The 18,794-nt window shown below is 43.6% G+C and carries 18 protein-coding genes; 4 read left to right on the top strand and 14 right to left on the bottom strand.

Annotation, left to right across the window (positions count from 1 at the left end):
* Positions 1-10 precede the first annotated feature (10 nt).
* Positions 11-304 carry a cell division protein ZapA gene (locus HOO90_RS05360; RefSeq protein WP_292840414.1) on the top strand — a complete coding sequence of 98 codons (294 nt, stop codon included), beginning with the start codon at positions 11-13 and terminating at the stop codon, positions 302-304.
* 328 nt (positions 305-632) lie between these two features.
* Here the strand turns inward: HOO90_RS05360 and HOO90_RS05355 are convergent, their stop codons facing one another.
* Positions 633-1,004: a DUF2237 domain-containing protein gene (locus HOO90_RS05355; protein WP_292840411.1), complete on the bottom strand. Its 372-nt coding sequence runs from the start codon at positions 1,002-1,004 to the stop codon at positions 633-635.
* 71 nt (positions 1,005-1,075) lie between these two features.
* Here HOO90_RS05355 and HOO90_RS05350 point away from each other — a divergent pair, with 71 nt between their 5' ends.
* The gene (locus tag HOO90_RS05350; protein ID WP_292840408.1) at positions 1,076-1,531 is read left to right on the top strand and encodes an EVE domain-containing protein; all 456 of its coding nucleotides are present in this window, start codon (positions 1,076-1,078) and stop codon (positions 1,529-1,531) included.
* Between the two features lie 140 nt (positions 1,532-1,671).
* Here HOO90_RS05350 and HOO90_RS05345 read toward each other — a convergent pair whose 3' ends face one another.
* From HOO90_RS05345 to HOO90_RS05330, 4 genes are read right to left on the bottom strand one after another with little or no spacing between them, the layout of a single operon-like run.
* The gene (locus HOO90_RS05345) at positions 1,672-4,503 is read right to left on the bottom strand and encodes a valine--tRNA ligase (protein WP_292840405.1); all 2,832 of its coding nucleotides are present in this window, start codon (positions 4,501-4,503) and stop codon (positions 1,672-1,674) included.
* Between the two features lie 51 nt (positions 4,504-4,554).
* A complete protein-coding gene (locus tag HOO90_RS05340) occupies positions 4,555-5,442 on the bottom strand; it encodes a hypothetical protein (RefSeq protein WP_292840402.1) in 888 nt (295 codons plus the stop codon).
* 8 nt (positions 5,443-5,450) lie between these two features.
* The gene (locus HOO90_RS05335; RefSeq protein WP_292840399.1) at positions 5,451-6,011 is read right to left on the bottom strand and encodes a LemA family protein; all 561 of its coding nucleotides are present in this window, start codon (positions 6,009-6,011) and stop codon (positions 5,451-5,453) included.
* A 56-nt stretch (positions 6,012-6,067) separates the two neighbouring features.
* A complete protein-coding gene (locus tag HOO90_RS05330) occupies positions 6,068-7,306 on the bottom strand; it encodes an FAD-binding domain-containing protein (RefSeq protein ID WP_292840396.1) in 1,239 nt (412 codons plus the stop codon).
* Positions 7,307-7,456: 150 nt separating this feature from the next.
* Here HOO90_RS05330 and HOO90_RS05325 point away from each other — a divergent pair, with 150 nt between their 5' ends.
* A complete protein-coding gene (locus tag HOO90_RS05325; RefSeq protein ID WP_292840393.1) occupies positions 7,457-7,900 on the top strand; it encodes an NfeD family protein in 444 nt (147 codons plus the stop codon).
* Between the two features lie 54 nt (positions 7,901-7,954).
* Positions 7,955-8,797, top strand: coding sequence for an SPFH domain-containing protein (locus HOO90_RS05320; RefSeq protein WP_292840390.1), 843 nt, complete (start codon positions 7,955-7,957; stop codon positions 8,795-8,797).
* Between the two features lie 85 nt (positions 8,798-8,882).
* Here the strand turns inward: HOO90_RS05320 and moeB are convergent, their stop codons facing one another.
* Genes moeB through HOO90_RS05275 form a run of 9 tightly spaced genes read right to left on the bottom strand, consistent with a single transcriptional unit; the run spans position 8,883 to position 18,744 of the window.
* A complete protein-coding gene (gene moeB / locus HOO90_RS05315; protein ID WP_292840387.1) occupies positions 8,883-9,638 on the bottom strand; it encodes a molybdopterin-synthase adenylyltransferase MoeB in 756 nt (251 codons plus the stop codon).
* Complete coding sequence (locus tag HOO90_RS05310; protein WP_292840384.1) at positions 9,638-10,276, bottom strand: type II secretion system protein GspG; 639 nt, start codon at positions 10,274-10,276, stop codon at positions 9,638-9,640. The genes moeB and HOO90_RS05310 overlap by 1 nt, the downstream gene beginning before the upstream one ends.
* Positions 10,277-10,278: 2 nt before the next feature.
* Entirely contained in the window at positions 10,279-11,265 is a 987-nt protein-coding gene (locus tag HOO90_RS05305) for a hypothetical protein (protein ID WP_292840381.1), read from the bottom strand.
* A gap of 12 nt (positions 11,266-11,277) precedes the next feature.
* Positions 11,278-11,931 (bottom strand): hypothetical protein, encoded by a 654-nt coding sequence (locus HOO90_RS05300; RefSeq protein WP_292840378.1) that lies wholly within the window; start codon positions 11,929-11,931, stop codon positions 11,278-11,280.
* Positions 11,868-12,497: a hypothetical protein gene (locus HOO90_RS05295; protein ID WP_292840375.1), complete on the bottom strand. Its 630-nt coding sequence runs from the start codon at positions 12,495-12,497 to the stop codon at positions 11,868-11,870. Before HOO90_RS05295 ends, HOO90_RS05300 begins: the two co-directional genes overlap by 64 nt.
* Positions 12,498-12,499: 2 nt before the next feature.
* Entirely contained in the window at positions 12,500-14,113 is a 1,614-nt protein-coding gene (locus tag HOO90_RS05290; RefSeq protein ID WP_292840372.1) for a hypothetical protein, read from the bottom strand.
* Positions 14,114-15,319, bottom strand: a complete 1,206-nt coding sequence (locus HOO90_RS05285) for a type II secretion system F family protein (RefSeq protein ID WP_292840369.1) — start codon at positions 15,317-15,319, stop codon at positions 14,114-14,116. It abuts the gene before it with no gap.
* Between the two features lie 6 nt (positions 15,320-15,325).
* Positions 15,326-17,032: a GspE/PulE family protein gene (locus HOO90_RS05280; RefSeq protein WP_292840366.1), complete on the bottom strand. Its 1,707-nt coding sequence runs from the start codon at positions 17,030-17,032 to the stop codon at positions 15,326-15,328.
* Between the two features lie 53 nt (positions 17,033-17,085).
* Entirely contained in the window at positions 17,086-18,744 is a 1,659-nt protein-coding gene (locus HOO90_RS05275; RefSeq protein WP_292840363.1) for a hypothetical protein, read from the bottom strand.
* Between the last annotated feature and the right edge of the window lie 50 nt (positions 18,745-18,794).

Below are 18,794 nucleotides of genomic sequence, written 5' to 3'. Positions count from 1 at the left end.
AGTAAGTAAAATGAGCGAAATAAAAGGCGTGGATGTCAATATTATGGGTAGAGATTTCACGGTATCGTGTACCGATGAAGAGCGCCCAGGATTGATAAACGCGGTAAATTTTTTAGATAAAAAAATGCGTGATATTCGCGACAGCGGCAAAATAATTGGTGCTGAGCGTATTGCCATTATGGCGGCGTTGAATTTGGCGCATGAGTTATTAAATAGTAAGAGTGGTGGAGTTGAAGTGGGGGATTTCAAACGTCGAATCACAAATATGCAAGATCAAATTGATAAAGTCTGCGCAGTAAAATAAATATTTTATATTTCATAATTTTACTACTTAACAATAGTAAAATTAACTCAGTCGTTTTAGTACTTTATCAGTCGATTTGTAGCTAAAACAAAAAATAAAACCCCAGTTTTAAAGTTTGTTCTCTGCGGTGTGGTTTAAGCTAATAATTCCTTGAACTAGTTTATAGCATCGGTTTTGGTCATTCGAGTTGTTGTGTGCGCGCCCTAAGTTGGGTGTTCTTTTAAGAACCTCTTGGCGGGTGTACCTAATGCGCTCTAGGCCGTTACCACTTGAGCCTTTTTGGTTCAGGATGCTGGCTTAGGCTATATCCGTGGAGAACTCCTCCTATTTACCTCAACTCGTGGTACTTTAAATCCGCCAAACTTACAATTTCCAAGCATCTTGCATGACAAGCTTCTAGTATTACTGGCGGTGCAAAGCCAGCTTCTGAGGCTTCAAGCCAACGAGCGGCACATACACACCAACGGTCACCTGCTTTTAAACCATTAAAGCCATACTCAGGCCGAGGTGTTGTTAAATCGTTTCCTTCAGCAAATGAGAAGGCGAGAAATTCATCGGTCATTTGTGCACAAACCGTGTGGCTTCCAGTATCGTCTGGGCCTGTTTCGCAACAACCATTGCGCATAAAGCCAGTCAGTGGGTTTAGCCCGCATACAAGCAATGCCGTGCCAAGTACATTTTTCTCTTGTTGTTTTGCCATGGTTAGTCTCTACTTTGAATTAGTTATAGATTATCATACGGATTAATTTTGAAATTGTTTAAGGTGAAAATATGCGTTACTGGCTAATGAAATCTGAGCCTGCAGATGTATCGATTGATGATTTGGCGAAATTCCCCAATCAAACGGTGGATTGGTATGGTGTACGGAATTATCAGGCGCGTAATTTTATGCGTGACCAAATGAAAGTGGGAGATGGTGTTTTCTTTTACCACTCAAATTGTGAGGTTCCTGGCATTGCTGGCATCGCGGAGGTGAGTAAGCTAGCGTATCCAGACAGATTGCAATTTATAAAAGGCCACAAATATTACGATGAAAAATCCACGCCTGAAAACCCACGATGGCTAAATGTTGATGTTAAGTTGGTTCGAAAAACACGCTTGCTTAGCTTAAAAGAGCTACGTGAATTCCCAGAGCTTGCCAATATGCGTATTTTGCAGCGAGGCAATCGTTTATCCATTACGCCGATTGACCCTAAGGAATGGACGTTTATACTCAGCAAGCTGTAAAAAAAATATTAATAGGTTCGGCCCGATAATGTCTAAGTCCGTTAGCATTGAACTTGTTGAAAAGGAATTGGATGCAATACCTTTGACAGGCTCAGGCTGAACAAGAGTTGATACATCCTTGGCCGAAGCAATAAGTTTGCTTAGTTTAATTTACTAAGTTGACCTTGTAATTTTTCTAAGCTACTACTAAATTCCGCAACCCTAGCTTTCTCTTGCTCAACCACTACCGCTGGCGCACGCGCAACAAAACTCTCGTTATTTAGCTTGGCATTCGCTTTGGCAATTTCACCTTCAAGCCTTGCAATCTCTTTGCCTAAGCGCTCTTTTTCAACTGCAACGTCAATCTCAACTTTTAGCATTAGCTTAAAGTTACCAACCAGCATTACTGGTGCATCCGCTTCTGGTAAATCAGCCACAATAGTAACGTCTTCTAATTTAGCGAGCGCTTTTATATAGTGAGCATAAGCAGCTAGCTTTTCTGCGTCACCTGCAGCAATCAAGGGCACCCGTGCCGCTGGAGAAATACTCATTTCACCACGTAAACTACGGCAAGCATCGACCATTAGTTTAAGTTGCGCGACCCAAGCCTCGGAAGCTTCATCCAACTTATCAGGCTGAGTGCTTGGATAGCCTTCTAGCATGATGCTTGGCCCTTGTTTGCCTGTCATTGGCGCAATCGTTTGCCAGATTTCTTCGGTAATAAATGGCATGATTGGGTGCGCTAAACGTAAAATCGTTTCCAATACTCTTAGCAAGGTACGTCTAGTCGCGCGTTTTTCTGCATCATCGCCGTTTTGAATTTGTACTTTTGCCAGTTCTAAATACCAGTCGCAATATTCATCCCACACAAACTCGTAAATAGCTTTGGCGGCTAAATCAAAACGGTAATCTTCAAATGCGCGTTCAACTTCGGCTTCTGTGCGCTGCAAAATGCTTACAATCCAGCGGTCAGCTTGACTAAACTTACGCCCACCCTCACCACAACTGACGGCATCAAAACCGTTATCTTGACCTTCGGTGTTCATCAACACAAAGCGTGTGGCGTTCCATAATTTATTGCAGAAATTACGATAGCCATCGCAGCGTTGCAAATCAAATTTAATGTCGCGGCCTGGGCTGGCTAAAGCGGCAAAAGTAAACCTTAAAGCATCTGTACCGTAAGCGGCAATTCCTTCTGGGAATTCTTTGCGGGTGCGCTTCTCGATTTTCTCTGCATCTTTGGGATTCATCAAACCTGTGGTGCGTTTTTTAATTAAATCGTCTAGTCCGATGCCATCAATCAAATCAATCGGGTCAAGTACGTTACCCTTTGATTTGCTCATTTTTTGGCCTTCTGCATCGCGAATCAAGCCATGCACATACACATGCTTGAAGGGGATTTTGCCGGTAATGTGCGTGGTCATCATCACCATACGCGCTACCCAGAAGAATATGATGTCAAAACCTGTGACCAAAACGCTAGAAGGCAAGTATTGTTGCAAGGCTTGGTTTTGTTCGTCTATGGTTTCATCGCCCGTCCAATCAAGCGTTGAGAACGGCCAAAGAGCAGATGAATACCAAGTATCGAGTACGTCGTTATCGCGTACTAAATTAGCCGTGTAGCCGTCTTGTGCAGCAAGGGCTTTGGCCTGCGCTTCATTTGTTGCTACGTAAACTTTTCCCTCGTCAGAGTACCAAGCAGGAATTTGATGCCCCCACCAAAGTTGGCGTGAAATACACCAGTCTTGGATGTTATTTAGCCATTGATTATAGGTATTCACCCAGTTTTCAGGGTAAAACTTGATTTCGCCGCTGGCGACAACATCTAAAGCTTTTTGCGTAATCGATTTGCCATCCGCAGCAGGTTTGCTCATCGCCACAAACCATTGGTCTGTAAGCATTGGCTCAATAATTACTCCGGTACGGTCGCCTCTAGGCACTTTGAATTTGTGTTTATCGGTTTTGACTAAATAACCATTTTCATCTAAATCAGCCACTACTAGTTTACGTGCGGCTATGGTGGTTAGGCCTTGGTATTTTGCAGGTGCATTCTCATTGACTAAACCTGTTAATGATAATATTTCTATCATTGGTAATTTGTGACGCTGACCTACCGCATAGTCATTAAAATCATGCGCTGGGGTCACTTTCACTACGCCAGTACCGAATTCTTTATCGACATAATCATCACCAATAATGGGAATTTCACGGTCACAAAGTGGTAGTTTTACATTCTTTCCTATGAGGTGCGCATAACGCTCATCTTCAGGATGCACCATCACCGCCACGTCACCCAGCATTGTTTCTGGGCGCGTAGTAGCTACTGTTAAATGGCCTGAACCATCAGCAAGTGGGTAGTTGATGTGCCACATTGAGCCATCTTCTTCTTCCTGCACCACTTCGAGGTCAGACACGGCTGTACCGAGCTTCACATCCCAATTCACCAAGCGTTTCCCGCGATAAATCAGGCCTTCGTTATACAGGCGCACAAAGGTTTCAGTCACGGTTTTATTCAAACCTTCATCCATCGTAAAGCGCTCTCGTGACCAGTCTGGCGAAGTACCTAAACGACGCATCTGTTTGGTAATCGTGCCGCCTGAATATTCTTTCCATTCCCACACTTTTTCGAGGAATTTCTCACGGCCTAAGTCATGACGGCTTACGCCTTGCGCATCTAACTGACGCTCTACAACTATCTGCGTGGCAATACCTGCATGGTCTGTACCGGGTTGCCAAAGCGTGTTATCGCCCCGCATACGGTGGTAGCGCGTCAATGCATCCATCAGGGTTTGGTTAAAGCCGTGCCCCATGTGCAACGTACCTGTGACGTTTGGTGGAGGTAGCAATATGCAGAAATTATCTTTGACTTCAGGGTTTAAGCCAGCGGCATAGTAGCCCTTGCCTTCCCAAAATGCATACCATTTGCTTTCTATGGTTTTAGGATCAAAGGATTTATTGAGTGAATTTTCAGTGTTTTGCGTGGTATTTGTCATAAGCGCAATTTTAACACAGCAAATTGTAGCTTTTGCTTAACTCGGGCAGGGTTAAAGCCAGAATATTGCACTAATAGCAAATACCATTACAGCAAAATGAAAATAACTCCACAGTTGATAGCGATGACGGAGTTTTTGTGGCGACATGCTGGAGATTAGAAATAATCTTCCATCTCGCGGTACGCGCATGATGTGTACTCCTGTTTCAGTACGTATTTCACGGTGTTGTTTTTCAACTTCACGTATAGCAGCACGGCGTGCTAATTCCCATTCTTGTAAATCAATTTCACCGTTGCCATCAAGATCAAAACGTTTTTTAAGTTGAACGCCGTCTCTTTTCCATTCGGTCAGTAGTGTACTCATATCTTCTTTTACACTCAAAACCGAATTGGCACCGCCGATGGTAGAAAATTCGCCCAAGACGTAGATGGATCCGCCTGCAAAAAGCAGTTCTTCCACATGTTTATAATTACCTTGATAGCTCACCCGCCTGTCAGGCGAAATGATTTCAGCGTGGTCAGGGTCAACTACGGAGCGCCCTGTACCATCACTAATCTCAAAGGTAGTGTGACTAACTCCAGTGGCTGTTTCGCGCCATTCCCTGTCGCTATTATCTTTACTGTAAACCCAATAGCGAAACCAGATGCAGGAAATACCACTGAGCGGGCTTTGGATGAGGTTGTCTTTATCCACACTTGCGCGACCGTATAGCTCAACATAACCTTGCGCCGCTGAGCCAATACGCGAGGTGGCAATATCGGCAATAGTGCGAACACGCTTGTAACTTGCCACACAAGCAAAGGCGCTGATGCCTGCTACTAATAGCAAAGGAAAAACGGTTGAGTTCTGTTGCTGAGAAAAAAGCACAGCGCCAAGTATGCCGACGTAGCTACAGGATGTTATTGCATCAATGTAGTATGCACGTAAGCCGTTTAACACGCGCTTGCCTAGCTGTTAAAACGTTGGTTAATATCAACGTCTTTTAATTCCTCGCTGGCAAATTTAAGTAAATCGCTGGCTTTAAAATTAAACAACTTTGCTACTAACAAATCTGGAAACTGCTCAATTCTGACGTTATTTATATTCACGCTGTCGTTATAAAACTCGCGTCTATCTGCAATGGCGTTCTCTATGCCGCTAATACGTGATTGCAAGTGCAAAAATTGCTCATTGGCTTTTAGTTCGGGGTAGGATTCGGCCAAGGCAAACAGTTGCCCCAGGCTGCTTCTGAGCGCATTTTCCGCATTGCCTAGTGCGGCTAAGTTATGTGATTCACGCGCATCTGATACACGTGAGCGTGCTTGGATTACTTTTTCTAATGTTTCTTGCTCGTACTGCATGTATTGCTTGCAAGTATCGATTAGCTTAGGCAGTTCTTCATGGCGCTGCTTGAGCAAAACATCAATATTGGCCCACGCTTTAGCCACATTATGCTTAATATTGACCAAGCTGTTATAAGTAATAATGAAATACACAGCGATGACTGCTACGATTAACCAAACGATCATGGTATTTTCCCTTAGTAATTAGTTTGGCGGCTATTTTTCCGCTTAATTATTGTAGCCTATCTGCTTTGGTCGTGCGCTTCGCCGAGAATTAATGGGCCAACTTTTTCCCAGTAACGCGAAAAGCGTTTCAAGCGTTTTTCGCTAATTTCTACATTCACAAATTTGTCGACAGGCTGCCATTTTGGTAAAAACGCTGCTAATAATGCTTTAATTTTTTGGTTCGGAGTGTCTTGACTAATGACGGAGCCAACATTTTTGCTCATGAGTATTTCATACGTATCGCCATACCAGACTTCTACATTTCCCATCTCGCTTAAACAATCGGCGATAAATTGCAGCCGGTTCAGTGACCAATTGCCATGAATGAGGGGGTCAAACACAAAAAACTTAGGAAAAGGTTGCCGTAGTAGCGGGTGAGCGGACGAAAGCATTTCATCATGCACAAACACGGCAATTGCCGTGTGGCTAGAAACGGCTTTTTTCGGTAAAGGGGTTAATGCATATTCTTTAGCCGTGGTCTGAGGCGTAGCATTAAATAGGCGAGTGTTTAAGGTCTCATAATCCCCGTCAAACGGGCATTGGGCGGTGCAAGTTCCGCAGAATTTTTCACCTGTATAGCGGCTTAAATTTTCTTTATTAAAAAAATAAGGTTTTGAGCTAAATGTAGATGCTACCCATTGCCATGAAAGATGATTGCTGGCGATATCACCATCAAGCAAGTTTGCTTCAAACCAATCGGCCGCAGGGCGCCAATCGATTTTGCGAAAATGGATAATGTAGCTTGCAAGCCACATGCGTGCATGATTATGTACATAGCCAGTAGTGAGTAAATCATTGATAAACGCATCCATGCAAGGCAGCCCCGTTTTACCTTGTGTGACATCCTGAGTTAAAGGGTCGTGGCCGATGGCGACCTTAGGAGGTTCTAACTCGCTGTAAATTGCATTGCCTTCTAAATACCAAACTTGTCGCCAATAGTCGCGCCACGCAAGCTCATATAAAATCTTTTCTGCGCCAGTTTCAAATTGTTTTTTTATGAGTTCAAACGTTTCGTTAAGCGTAATACAACCATGGCGAATATAAGGTGATAAGTGAGTTACGGCACCATTTAAAAAATTACGATTTCGTGCATAAGCTAGCGCATCAATACTATGTATTTTTTTAAGCCCGTTTAAACGTCCGCCTGCCCAGTGCGATTGTAAATCTGGCCCTGAAGCAGAAGAAAATATTCGCTTAATATAATGCAGGCGTTCATCACGATCGTGCGGCATAACAAGTTTTTGTGCAGGCTTCATGCAATGATTCCAACCTTATTTATTGTTAGTGTACTATCTTTTTAACGCTAGTTAAGTATGATATTTTGCTATCTGACTTTAATTTATTTAGTGTTATCAAGCTGTGTAATAATATACAAAACTTTTTAAGTTCACTAGTAAGGTAAAAACATGATTGAAACAATGTGGGTTTGGGGAACAATCGGCTTAATATTACTTGCTGCAGAAATGGCAACAGGCACTTTTTACGTTTTGTGGTTTGGTATTGCAGCATTAATAATCGGCGTATTGACTTGGCTTGTGCCAGGGCTAAGTGTTAGCGTCCAGTTACTTTTATTTGCAGTATTGTCGATTGGCTCATTATTTATCTGGCGTACTTATTATAAAAAAACAGAAACGCATTCACGTGTTGGGCAGGCGCAAGGTGAAGAAATTGGCCGTGTAGGCTTGATTATTGAAGCTGTTGGCCCAACACAAAATGGCCGTATTCAATTTACCCAAGGCGTAATGGGTAGCCGTGAATGGACAGCAGTTGCCAACAAGGCTATCGAAGTCGGTTCCCAAGCAGAAGTCGTTGCGGTTGAAGGCAACTCGCTTCGTGTAAAGTCTCATTAATTATAGGTATTATTTTTTATCGAATTATTCAATTTTACTGAAAGGTAAATCACCATGTTTGAGTTGTCAGGTATTTTAGTTGTTGTTGCGTTCATTCTGGCCTTTAAAGGCATACGAATTGTGCCACAGGGCGAAGAGTGGGTAGTGGAGCGCTTGGGTAAATTCGCTGGCGTATTATCCCCAGGCCTGCATGTGATTAACCCTATTTTTACTAAAGTCACTTACAAAGTGACCACTAAAGACATTATTTTAGACGTGCCTGAGCAAGAAGTGATTACGCGTGATAACGCCGTGATTGTAGCAAACGCCGTGGCGTTTATTAAAGTGAGTAATATCGAACGTTCCGTGTATGGGATCGAAAATTTTAGAGAGGCGATGCGAAACATGGTGCAGACCAGCTTACGTTCCATTATCGGTGGCATGGATTTAAATCAAGCGCTTACTTCGCGTGACCGCATTAAAGCAGAACTAAAAGTAGCCATTGCGGATGAAGCACTAGACTGGGGTTTGACAGTAAAATCAGTTGAAATTCAAGACATCAAACCATCGCCCAATATGCAAGACGCAATGGAGCGTCAAGCCGCGGCAGAACGTGAACGCGTAGCGGTGGTGACAGAAGCAGAAGGCGCTAAGCAATCACTCATCTTAAACGCTGAAGCCCGTTTAGAAGCCGCGCGTAAAGATGCTGAAGCGCAAATGATTGCGGCTAAAGCTTCTGCAGAATCCATTAAATTTATTACCGAAGCGGTAAAGGAAAACAACGCATCGGCGATGTTTTTATTGGGTGACCGTTACATTACTGCATTGCAAAAAATGTCGACCTCAGAAAACAGCAAGGTCGTGGTGATGCCTGGAGATTTAGTGGGTGCGGTTAAAAGCTTAGTAGGTGGAAAATAGTTCTAAAATTACGCTGTCATGCTGAACTTGTTTCAGCATCTTATTCCAACTTCAAAAGATTGCGGACTAAATCCGCAATGACAATCTAGCTACATACCCTGCAGGCAGGGTCTTTTCTGAGCTTGATAGTTCGCCACTCCATAGTCAGCGCATCCAGCAACAGCAAACGACCTTGTAAACTCTCACCAATGCCCATCAACAATTTTAAAGTTTCAGCCGCTTGGGTGGTGCCAATCATGCCTACAAGCGGCGCAAATACGCCGTTACTGGCGCAACGCATTTCATTGTTTTCCCCAGTGGTTTCACTTGAATCAGGGAATAAACAATGGTAGCAAGGGCTGGCATTATTACGCATATCGTACACGGTAATTTGCCCCTCAAAACCAATCGCCGCGCCAGAAACCAGCGGTTTTTTCAACTGAACGCATAGCCTGTTTAATGTGTAACGTGTCGCAAAATTATCGCTACAATCAATCACCACATCGGCCTGCGCAACCAAAGCTGCAAACTCAACTTCCGTTGATTTTTGCTGTACGGTTTTAACATTAACTTCAGGGTTAATCTCGTAAATGGTTTGCTGCGCAGAAACCGCCTTATTGATGCCCACACTTTGCGTGGTATGAATAATCTGACGCTGCAAATTAGTTAAATCCACCTCATCAAAATCGCAAATTGTAAGTGTGCCAACACCACTGGCAGCCAAATACAAAGCCACTGGCGAACCCAGCCCACCAGCACCCACCATCAGCGCATGGCTGCTCACTAACTTTTCTTGGCCTTCATAACTTACTTGCGGTAAAAGAATATGACGGCTGTAACGTAAAAGCTGGCTGTCATTCATTAAGGTAGTCGGCCAGTGGTTACCATACGATTCATTAGAACGTTTGTTGAAATCCACATTAATACGTCATCAAAACCATTCTGAACAAAATCATGCTTGACGAACACCCCATCTCCATCGGCATTTTCTTTCTCATCTAGGCCTATAGGTGGTTGTGCTCCTCCATTTTTACCGTATGAAAATACGATGAGAGGCACGTTCGCTGACTCCGTATTTGCACATGTATTATCAGTACAAATTTTTACTATACCTGCACCTGAGCTTGAAGTATTTAAGTTAAAGGTTGCGCTAAAGGCGTTATTTATTCGATATTGATATGGCCTACCCCAAGGATCATTTGATTTTAAACCTAATGTTGACCAAGGTAAGCTACCCCCAGTGCTCACTGTTGAATTTGTATTTGCGCATCCATCATCAACTCCATCTCCACTTGTATCTGGGCAAGGAAAAAACCCGTTCACGACGACATATCCTAAAAGAGCCTCTTTAATTTCTGACAAATCCTTATTAGCTTCTGAAAGACGACTCTGTTCAACTTGCGCTGTCAAAGGTGTTACTAGAGCACCAATTATAAAACCCATAATTATTAACACCACGGCCATTTCGACCAAAGTAAAACCTGAGAGATATTTTTTCATAGTTATGGCGTTACTAAGATAGTTTGAGTATTAAGTGTTAATGCCACTTGGGGGGTGCCGGATGGAACTGTGTAATTGTAATTAATCAATGGAAACCATCCATTATTTAAGAATGTATTCTTTTTAGCAGTTGAGAAATATAAACTATTTGGAATCCCTTGATAAGACGGTGTTCCTGAGTTATTTCCAGTGTCAGCAAACCCATCATTATTGATATCAGCAAATGGATAATTACCGTAATCCGTATTAAACTTTGACAACCCTTGAGAGGAATCACCTCGTACCTCAGCCAGTATCCGTTTTGTTACTAATGAAAATAATTCTGTTTTGGTAATTATTTTCAGTCTATCATTGAAGTCATTTATATTCCCCGAAGTAATAAATGAAGCTGTGCCGGCATTATTTGATAAATCTAAGTATTGCTCAACATCTGGCGGTGTACTTGAAGTTGGAGCAGGCCTACTTTGTGACCCTAAAGGCACACCTACCGAGAAAATAATTGCAACCGCACTATTTGGGACGCCATTAACACTCAACTGTGGCAACGTATTGGTGTTTATTGGTGGGTTTCTAAAGCCAGAAGATACTGCGTACCATAGTTTATCGTTATTAGCATCTCTAATATCACCCAAACCTAAAGTCCGCCAAGGAAGGCGCCCTATTGCAGGCAACATACAAGTTGATTTTGCTTGTCCTTCTGTTGGAAACCCAATCAGGTTTGTATCTTCAGGGCATGGTAATTGTCCCGGATTATTTTGTAAAACTGACCATCCCAATAATGCTACTTTAGCATCATCTAAAACCTTAGCTGTTTTTAAATCTCGCTCAGACTTGTATTCAACGCCAGTTGTTGAGTGTACCAAAACTGTCACTAAAACTAATGCTATTAAAAAAACAAGCAATAGTAGCGCAGCCCCATTTTGTGTAAATCCTACCCTAGCAAATCCATATTTGCGTGCTTTTAATAAGTAATGTTTTGGTTGTGTCATGGCTACCAAACGCTATTTTTCGTTAGTATCTGACGTGTCTCCGCCAGTATTATCGCTGTCGCTGATTGTGCCACTCTGCTCTAAATTCAACCTCTTTGCTTTTTCCACAACTTGCATTTCATAAACTTTATTATTATCTGGTTCGTACATTTGGCCTGCTTTTAGGCGAATGTGTTTGCCGTTTGCAGGAATTTTTACATCTACGCCTTCGGTACTTGCACCTTTGCCGGAAAACCCACGTTGGTTGAGTTTGCCAATTTTCACTTTGTCCACGGTGCTGTTTTCTTGCACGGCTTTGTTGTTAATCCATAAGGTAGTTGCGCCGTCGCTACGTTTTACGTAGCCTTGCATGGTGATTGGTTCGGGTAGCCTGGCGGGTTCTGGGTTGAGGATTATTTCGGGTTGTTGTGCTTCCTGTGTGTTAATCACTTTTAGTTTTTGGTTTTGTCTGAGAATGTTTAAGTTGTTGCGTTCATTTGGCTTGCTGAACAATCGCCCGAATGGCTCGCTTGATTCGGCAGATGTTTGCAAAGCGACTGTTCCAAGGAGCAAGCCTAGCAGTAGGTTTGTGAGCCATTTGTGAGAGAGTCGCAACATCATCATTAGGGTGCCGCTGTTGGTTGAATTGGTGCAGGTTCGCGCAGGGTTAGCCAGTCTAATTCGCATTTAGCGTGCAAGTTGGCAATAAGCTGGTTGCTTAACGAACCGCCTGCATTTAATCGGGTGATTTCACAATCGCGTAGCATAAAAACCTCTTTATTTTTTTTACTCAACGCTTCGGTTAATTGCAGTATATCTTCCTCGTGCAGCATATCTAGGTCAAGCGTCATCACGGATCGATTTAAAATAAAGCCGCCTAAGTTAGTGGCAAAACTTGGTTTGTAAGGCTCTTGCAAGCCAATGCTGTATTTAATGCTAAATAATTTAAGCGCCTGGTGTTGTTTGCGTAGTTCATCTACCCATTCTAGGCGTCGCTCTTCTCCGACAAAGCCTTTGTTTATTAGTGCTTGATACTTTGGTAAATATTCTGTGATGGTGGCTTTTTCTATTCCAGAAGATTGAAAGCGCTGCCTTGCCGCATTGAGTAAATTCTGCTGGTTTTGCATGGCTTGTTCTTGCTGGATGCTGAAGTTATACGCTAGAGCAATTAACCCAGAAACTACAATAATGACCACAATTAGCGCGATAATTGCGGGTTGAAGTTTTTGCCAATCTAGCTTGTTTAATTTCATGGCTACTTCACCTCTGCAACGACCTGAGCATCAGGAGCTTTAAGGATAACTTTTAGTTTAAACAAAGCAGGCTGTGTCTGCTTGGCTTGCTCGTCTGTGGTGCTACCCTGCAAGTTAACAAATGAACTGACATTCACTGGTTCTTGCAAAACCTCTACAAGGGCGACTTGTTGATTTTCTTTTAATTTTTCTACAAATTGATGCACGGTATTAAGTGCACTTCGGTAGTCGCCAGCGAAGTTTGATATTTCAGCGGTAATGTAAGCCAGTTCGTAGAGCTTTGTAGCATCTGCGGTAGGCGTGGCGTTATTTTGTAAGTTAGTGGCTGGCAAAGTAATCAGCGGATCGTTGTCGGCTACGTTGCCGTCACTCGTTAAGGCCCAATGTATTCTGTCTAATTGCACTTCAGGGGTTTGTTCTAAAGCAGCACTGACTACTTGCATCATCAGCCGTGGTGATTTTGGATAAAGAGCAATGGCTTTATCTAACTCAACCGCTGCCCTTAAATCTTCTGCGCCTATTGTCGTTACAGGAAAGTTTTTAGCCGCTTCGTCATAGCGGCGCTGTTGTAGCGCGGTATCAAGCGTGGCGTCTTTAAAGCCAGACTGATAATTGATGCCTTGAAAGAAAATTGCGCCCGCTACAACTATACCTAGCGCACCTGCCGCAACGGCGGCTGTTTTAATGTTCTGTTTCAGTTTTCCAAAGTCATATTCTTTGGTGAGCGCTTCTGGCGCGAGATTGTCCACAATATGGCCATTCGCCAGCAGCTGCATATGCAAAAGTTCTGGCATCTGCGCTAAAGATTTTTCTGGCAGATTTAGTGTCTTGGCGAATTGACTAAGATTAATATCAGTACACTCAATACCTTGTTCTTGGCTAATGCCCTGACTGATTTTCTGTGTGGAGCCGTCGATGCTGGCTAGCACTAGATTGAGTGGGGTTTCACGCGTGATAAAGCGCTGACTAATTAAGTAGAGCCGAGTTTTTTCAGTTTCAACTAAATAGAAGTAGCCGAGTTGATTGGCCGCCATTGGTACATTGGGCACCAAGCGACTCATGCGCAAACGCCCGTTGTGTAAGTAAGTTTGGCGCAAGCCTGAAGAGAGCTTTTCGCACAACAAAATATGCGGTGCTGGTAATTTGAGTTGTTTTACTAAAACCTGGCTGAGCATCGGCAGCAAATAAACGCCAACCAATTGCACTTTGACCTCTTGAATTACCTTAACCCACTCTTGTAAAAACTCGGCGTTATTAAGCGCCACGAACAGGTATTTATCATCTTTGCGTTTATCTTGTTCTCGGTTTACAAAATGCGCGGTGCGATATTCTAGACCACGGTAAAATTGATTGAGTTTGCGCGTTATAAGCTCAGTTTTAGCAGCACCCGAGGTGTGCGGCACGCTCTCAAGTCGGTAGTCTTCTTCTACCGCATCTGCCATTAAATACACTGGCGTTGTCAGGTATTGTTGCAAGAAATTCGCAAAAGCAGCATGCCCAGTCTCATCATTATTAAAAACTTGGCTACCTTGCAACTTGCCAGCACGCCAAAGCCCCGCCAGCAAGCTTTGTGACGTTGCGCAGAGTACTAATTTAGTAGGACGGCTGTTAATCATTTATATTTTTAGCTTACTGAATGAATCATAAACGGGACCGAGAACGGAATACATAATAAAGCCAAGTATCAGGCCCAAAAATACTGTAAGTAGGGGTTCAATCATTTTAAGTAATTTTTGCATGGAATCATTCACGTCACGATCGTAGAAATAACTGATATTCAGCAATGATTTATCCAGCGCGCCAGTGCTTTCCCCCACTTTAATCATACGCACTACAAGCTGCGGAAATAAGCCGGCGTTACGAAAGCTTTCTGACATCGATTCCCCCGCACTGATTTGCGCATGAACGCGACTTAGTGCATCGGCCACCACACGGTTACCTACAATTTTCTCACAAATTTTAATCGCATCCAGTATCGGGATGCCTGTTTGATACATTAAGGCGAAGTATCGGGCAAAGCGCGCCATAATGATTTTGTGCAAGATAGGCCCTGTGTAGGGGAATTGTAGCTTAATCATGTCGAACCGATAGCGTGCGATGGGATTACTTTTAATAACCGAAGCAAGAATAAAAACCACCAAAATTGGCAAGCCAATGAATGCCCACCAGTAATCCACAAAGCCATTGGAGAGCGCGATTAAAATCTTGGTGTTGAGTGGCAATTCTTGGCCCATATTGCGCAGAAACGAAGCCATTTGCGGCACCAGATAGCTCATTAAAAATGCGACTGCGCCAAATACTACCACCGCGACAAAGGCGGGGTAAGCGAGCAGTTTTTTAGCCTGTGACATCAACTCATCTTGCCAGCGGATGGCATTAAACAAATTGTTAAATACAGTAGGCAATTGGCCTGTTTGCTCACCCGCTTCAACTAAGCTAACAAACACTTCGCTAAACACATTGGGATGCTCTGCCAGGGCTTGTGAGAGCATTTTTCCTCCTTCAACCTCTGCACTGACTGCACCTAATACTTTTTGAAAATAGGGGTTATTGCTGCTCTCTCGCAAATCATTTAAACACTCTAATAGCGGCACGCCTGCACTACTCAGTTGTTCTATTTGAAAGCAAAACATGACTAAATCTTGGTTGCTTACTTTGTTGCGATTCAACAAGCTGGTAGATTTTGCTGCAGTACGATAGGTAATTAAATCTAAGCCCATGCGCTCGAGGCGGATTTCTAAATCCACTTCATTGAGCGCATCAATTTGGCCCAGCGCGGGGCGCCCTAATTGATCGATGGCTTTGTAATTAAAAGAGGGCATTTGAAATTACGAATTTAAGCGGCTGGTTAAGTCAATTACACGCATCACCTCGGCTAGGCTAGTATAGCCTTCCAATATGCGCCGCACGCCATCTTCTGCCAAGGTGACAAAGCCTTTATCGTGCGCCATCTTTTGCAATTCATCCAAATGTGCGCGACGCGAGATTAGTGAGTCAAAATCGCTATCTATACGCAGCAATTCAATAATCGCCATACGCCCACGGTAACCATTTAAATTGCACTGCTTGCAGCCTTTGGGTTTGAATACTTTCGGTTTTTCACTGGCTTTGAGGCGTAAAATTTTGCGCTCTAAATCATCCAACTCATGCGGTACTTTGCAATGTGGGCATAATACGCGCACCAAACGTTGCGCCACTACGCCAATGATATTGCCGGCCATGATGTCCGGCAATATGCCGATGTCGGATAAGCGCGGAAAAACGCCCAAAGCTGAATTGGTATGAAGCGTAGTAAATACCTGATGGCCCGTCATTGCGGCACGAAACGCCATGGTGGCGGTATCTTCGTCGCGCACTTCACCCACTAGTATAATGTCCGGGTCTTGCCGCATGATCGAGCGTATACCGTTAGCAAAATCTACTTTATTCACCTCGGCCACCGAAGTTTGCCGCATCATCGATACTGGATATTCCACGGGGTCTTCCAGTGTCATAATGTTAACAGCTTCGGTATTGCGGTAAGAGAGTAACGAATAGAGTGTTGTAGTTTTACCACTACCCGTTGGTCCCGTGACAATCACGATGCCTTCGGGACGCGTCATCATGATGCGCAGTTCTTCTAGGGTGTTGGGGCGTAAGCCCATGCGCTCCATTGGAATGATGGATTTTTCTCTATCAAGTACCCGCAATACGATATTTTCACCGTTGATGGTCGGGTGGCTTGATACCCGAAAATCAATTGGGCGGCCGCATAAATTCATGCTTAAACGGCCATCTTGCGGCGCACGCGTTTCTGCAATATCCAAGCCACTTAATACCTTAAGCCGCACAACCACACCGCCCCAGTAACTTTTATGTAGGCTTCGCACTTGGTGCAACACGCCATCGATTCTGTAACGTATTCGTAAAAATGCGTATTCAGGTTCAAAGTGAATATCTGAAGCGCCGCGCTTTACGGCATCCATCAAGAGCGCGCCGACTAAACGTACCACAGGTTGTGTATATTCTTCACCCTCAGCGCTTAAGCTGTTGTAGTCAATTTCACCCGTTTCAATCTCACGTAGAATTCCATCAACCGATAATTCATATCCGTAAAAATGGTCGATATATTCTTCAAGCTGCGCTTCGGCAGCCAGCAATGGACGAATTTGGATGCGCCCGCCGAGCATAGCGCGTAACTGGTCTAGTGCTACCACGTTAAACATGTCCGCCATCGCAACCACCAGTGTTTTGGTGGCTTCTTCATAGGCGACAGGCAGTAAATGATAACGGCGTGAAAAGTCCTGTGGCACTAATTTCAATGCATCAACATCGGCCACAATGGTCGATAAATCGATACTGTCGTAGCCAATAGTATCTGCGACTACATCGCGCACCATGACTTCTGTGACAAAGCCCAATAGCACCAATTGACGACCCAACGGCAAATCGCTGTGTTCTTGCTCAGTCAGCGCGATGCGAAGCTGATCCTGACTGATCAGCCCTTGTTGCACCATCAATTCGCCTAAGCGTGGTTTACGCCGTTGCTCAGCCATTCAATTTACCTTCTGGAATGTGTTTAGATAGTTTCATTTTTTAAAATTTTAAATTATTGTAATTCGCGAATTCTCGCCTCTAACTGTGTTCTGTCAGGACTTGCACCACCAGATTTGTTCAGCAAGTCTAAGGCGCGTTGATATTGTTTTAACGCAAGATTTGCTTTGCCCATTTGGTCTAAACTAATCGCTAGATTAAATGCGTAATCTGCATTGTTAGGCGCCAGACGGCTAGCATTAAAATACGCTTCTTGGGCTGATGGCCATTGATTCTGTTCGGCATAGAGATTACCTAAAGTGGCGTGAAGATTGGCGCCATCTGGCTGCTGGGCAATCATGTTCTTAATGCGGCTTTCTGTACTAATTAAATCTGTATTCGCGCGTGGGCTTGCCATGGCAGATTGGGCAATACTGTTTCGAGGCTCAATCTCCAATACTTTTTGATACCAACCCTGGGCATCGGCATCACGGCTTTGTCGCTGTGCAATTGCCGCCATGCCCAATAAAGCATCTACATTGCGCACGTCACGCTGCAACACTTGTCGATATTTTTGTTGTGCGTTTGCATCTTCCCCGCGCGTGAATGCCTGATAAGCCTCTAGCAAGGTCGGATCTACGCCAGGAGGCTGTGCTTTAGTAATCAGTGTTAACTGTTTATTTTTTGGATTGTAATTCTGCTCAAAATTTGTTGAAGCTTCAACGTCGGCATTCGCTTCCCCATTATTTTTAGTCGTTTTTTTGGCTTCTAACTGTCGGGGTTCGGTGTCACTTGTTTCTTCTATAGCTGCGTGCTTTTCAAGCACTTTATTTTTAAAGGCGTTTGAACTATTTTTAGTACCAAGATCTGAAATTGCAATCGCTTCATCATGGGCTGATAGGCTGTCTTGTATTTGTGCCTCATGTGTTTGAACCACTTGATTAGAATCGGTGATTTCAACGGTCTGTTCGGCAGAATTAATTTCAGAAGGGTTGGTAGTAAAAGCTTGTGGCTGTATGGGTGCAATCGGTTTTAGTACAACAAGCTCTGGCACGGACGTTGTTTTAAAATAGTTATACCCTTGTAAACCTAACCAAATCAGCAAAGTGCCAACAACCCCTAAAATGGCAAGTGTCAATTTCGAGCTAGGCGCAGCCACTTCTTGATTGGCAACAAACACTTTAGCCGCCGCTTTTTGATTCAGTGCTTCAACTGCGGGCTGAAATGCAGCTTGTGAACTAGCGGTGAGTGCTGGCTTGCTTTGAGCATTAGCCGCTTGAGTAAGCGACGAATCTTTTTGCGAACTAGTCGTGGTAGTTTTGCCCAATTCCTTTGCTAGACTGGGTTTTGTAACTGCACTAGGTTTTGTTACTGTACTATGCTTTGTAGCTACAGTGGGCTTTGTTTTAGCATATTTGTGTGAAGAAAAGGCACTGGCAGATAAGCCAGCTTCTTCTTCTAAAGATAGGTTTTTATTTTCCGCAGTTTTATTGCCTACAACATTATCGACTGTAGCCTTTTCAGGAGTTGTATTTTTTACTTCTTCAAGTACTGGTGTATTTGTCTCAGCGGCTTGAGGCGCATCTGTTAAATTTTCAGATTCATTTTTTTTATCAACAGGCACCAACTCAAGCAATAAAGCTTCATCCGCCACGTAATCGCCCGTTTGCTGCTTGTCTTTCTCCGCCTGCTTGTTCTTATCTAAATGGTCTAATGCTTTAATGAGTAAACTCATATAAAAGTTTACCTTTCATCATCAAGCGTTTGGTTTAGCTGTTGAGAAGG

The organism is Methylotenera sp. (genome assembly GCF_013141425.1).
Taxonomy (GTDB): domain Bacteria; phylum Pseudomonadota; class Gammaproteobacteria; order Burkholderiales; family Methylophilaceae; genus Methylotenera.
Note: the sequence above shows the minus strand (reverse complement) of the source record. Positions and strands in the feature narration are given on the sequence as shown.

Excerpts from the sequence above, each read along its gene's own strand:
- HOO90_RS05305 (WP_292840381.1), bottom strand. The coding sequence starts at position 11,265 with ATGACACAACCAAAACATTACTTATTAAAAGCACGCAAATATGGATTT.
- HOO90_RS05290 (WP_292840372.1), bottom strand. The coding sequence starts at position 14,113 with ATGATTAACAGCCGTCCTACTAAATTAGTACTCTGCGCAACGTCACAA.
- HOO90_RS05300 (WP_292840378.1), bottom strand. The coding sequence starts at position 11,931 with ATGCGAATTAGACTGGCTAACCCTGCGCGAACCTGCACCAATTCAACC.
- HOO90_RS05295 (WP_292840375.1), bottom strand. The coding sequence starts at position 12,497 with ATGAAATTAAACAAGCTAGATTGGCAAAAACTTCAACCCGCAATTATC.
- HOO90_RS05360 (WP_292840414.1), top strand. The coding sequence starts at position 11 with ATGAGCGAAATAAAAGGCGTGGATGTCAATATTATGGGTAGAGATTTC.
- HOO90_RS05350 (WP_292840408.1), top strand. The coding sequence starts at position 1,076 with ATGCGTTACTGGCTAATGAAATCTGAGCCTGCAGATGTATCGATTGAT.
- HOO90_RS05335 (WP_292840399.1), bottom strand. The coding sequence starts at position 6,011 with ATGATCGTTTGGTTAATCGTAGCAGTCATCGCTGTGTATTTCATTATT.
- HOO90_RS05310 (WP_292840384.1), bottom strand. The coding sequence starts at position 10,276 with ATGAAAAAATATCTCTCAGGTTTTACTTTGGTCGAAATGGCCGTGGTG.
- HOO90_RS05320 (WP_292840390.1), top strand. The coding sequence starts at position 7,955 with ATGTTTGAGTTGTCAGGTATTTTAGTTGTTGTTGCGTTCATTCTGGCC.
- moeB (WP_292840387.1), bottom strand. The coding sequence starts at position 9,638 with ATGAATGACAGCCAGCTTTTACGTTACAGCCGTCATATTCTTTTACCG.
- HOO90_RS05355 (WP_292840411.1), bottom strand. The coding sequence starts at position 1,004 with ATGGCAAAACAACAAGAGAAAAATGTACTTGGCACGGCATTGCTTGTA.
- HOO90_RS05345 (WP_292840405.1), bottom strand. The coding sequence starts at position 4,503 with ATGACAAATACCACGCAAAACACTGAAAATTCACTCAATAAATCCTTT.
- HOO90_RS05275 (WP_292840363.1), bottom strand. The coding sequence starts at position 18,744 with ATGAGTTTACTCATTAAAGCATTAGACCATTTAGATAAGAACAAGCAG.
- HOO90_RS05285 (WP_292840369.1), bottom strand. The coding sequence starts at position 15,319 with ATGCCCTCTTTTAATTACAAAGCCATCGATCAATTAGGGCGCCCCGCG.
- HOO90_RS05325 (WP_292840393.1), top strand. The coding sequence starts at position 7,457 with ATGATTGAAACAATGTGGGTTTGGGGAACAATCGGCTTAATATTACTT.
- HOO90_RS05280 (WP_292840366.1), bottom strand. The coding sequence starts at position 17,032 with ATGGCTGAGCAACGGCGTAAACCACGCTTAGGCGAATTGATGGTGCAA.
- HOO90_RS05330 (WP_292840396.1), bottom strand. The coding sequence starts at position 7,306 with ATGAAGCCTGCACAAAAACTTGTTATGCCGCACGATCGTGATGAACGC.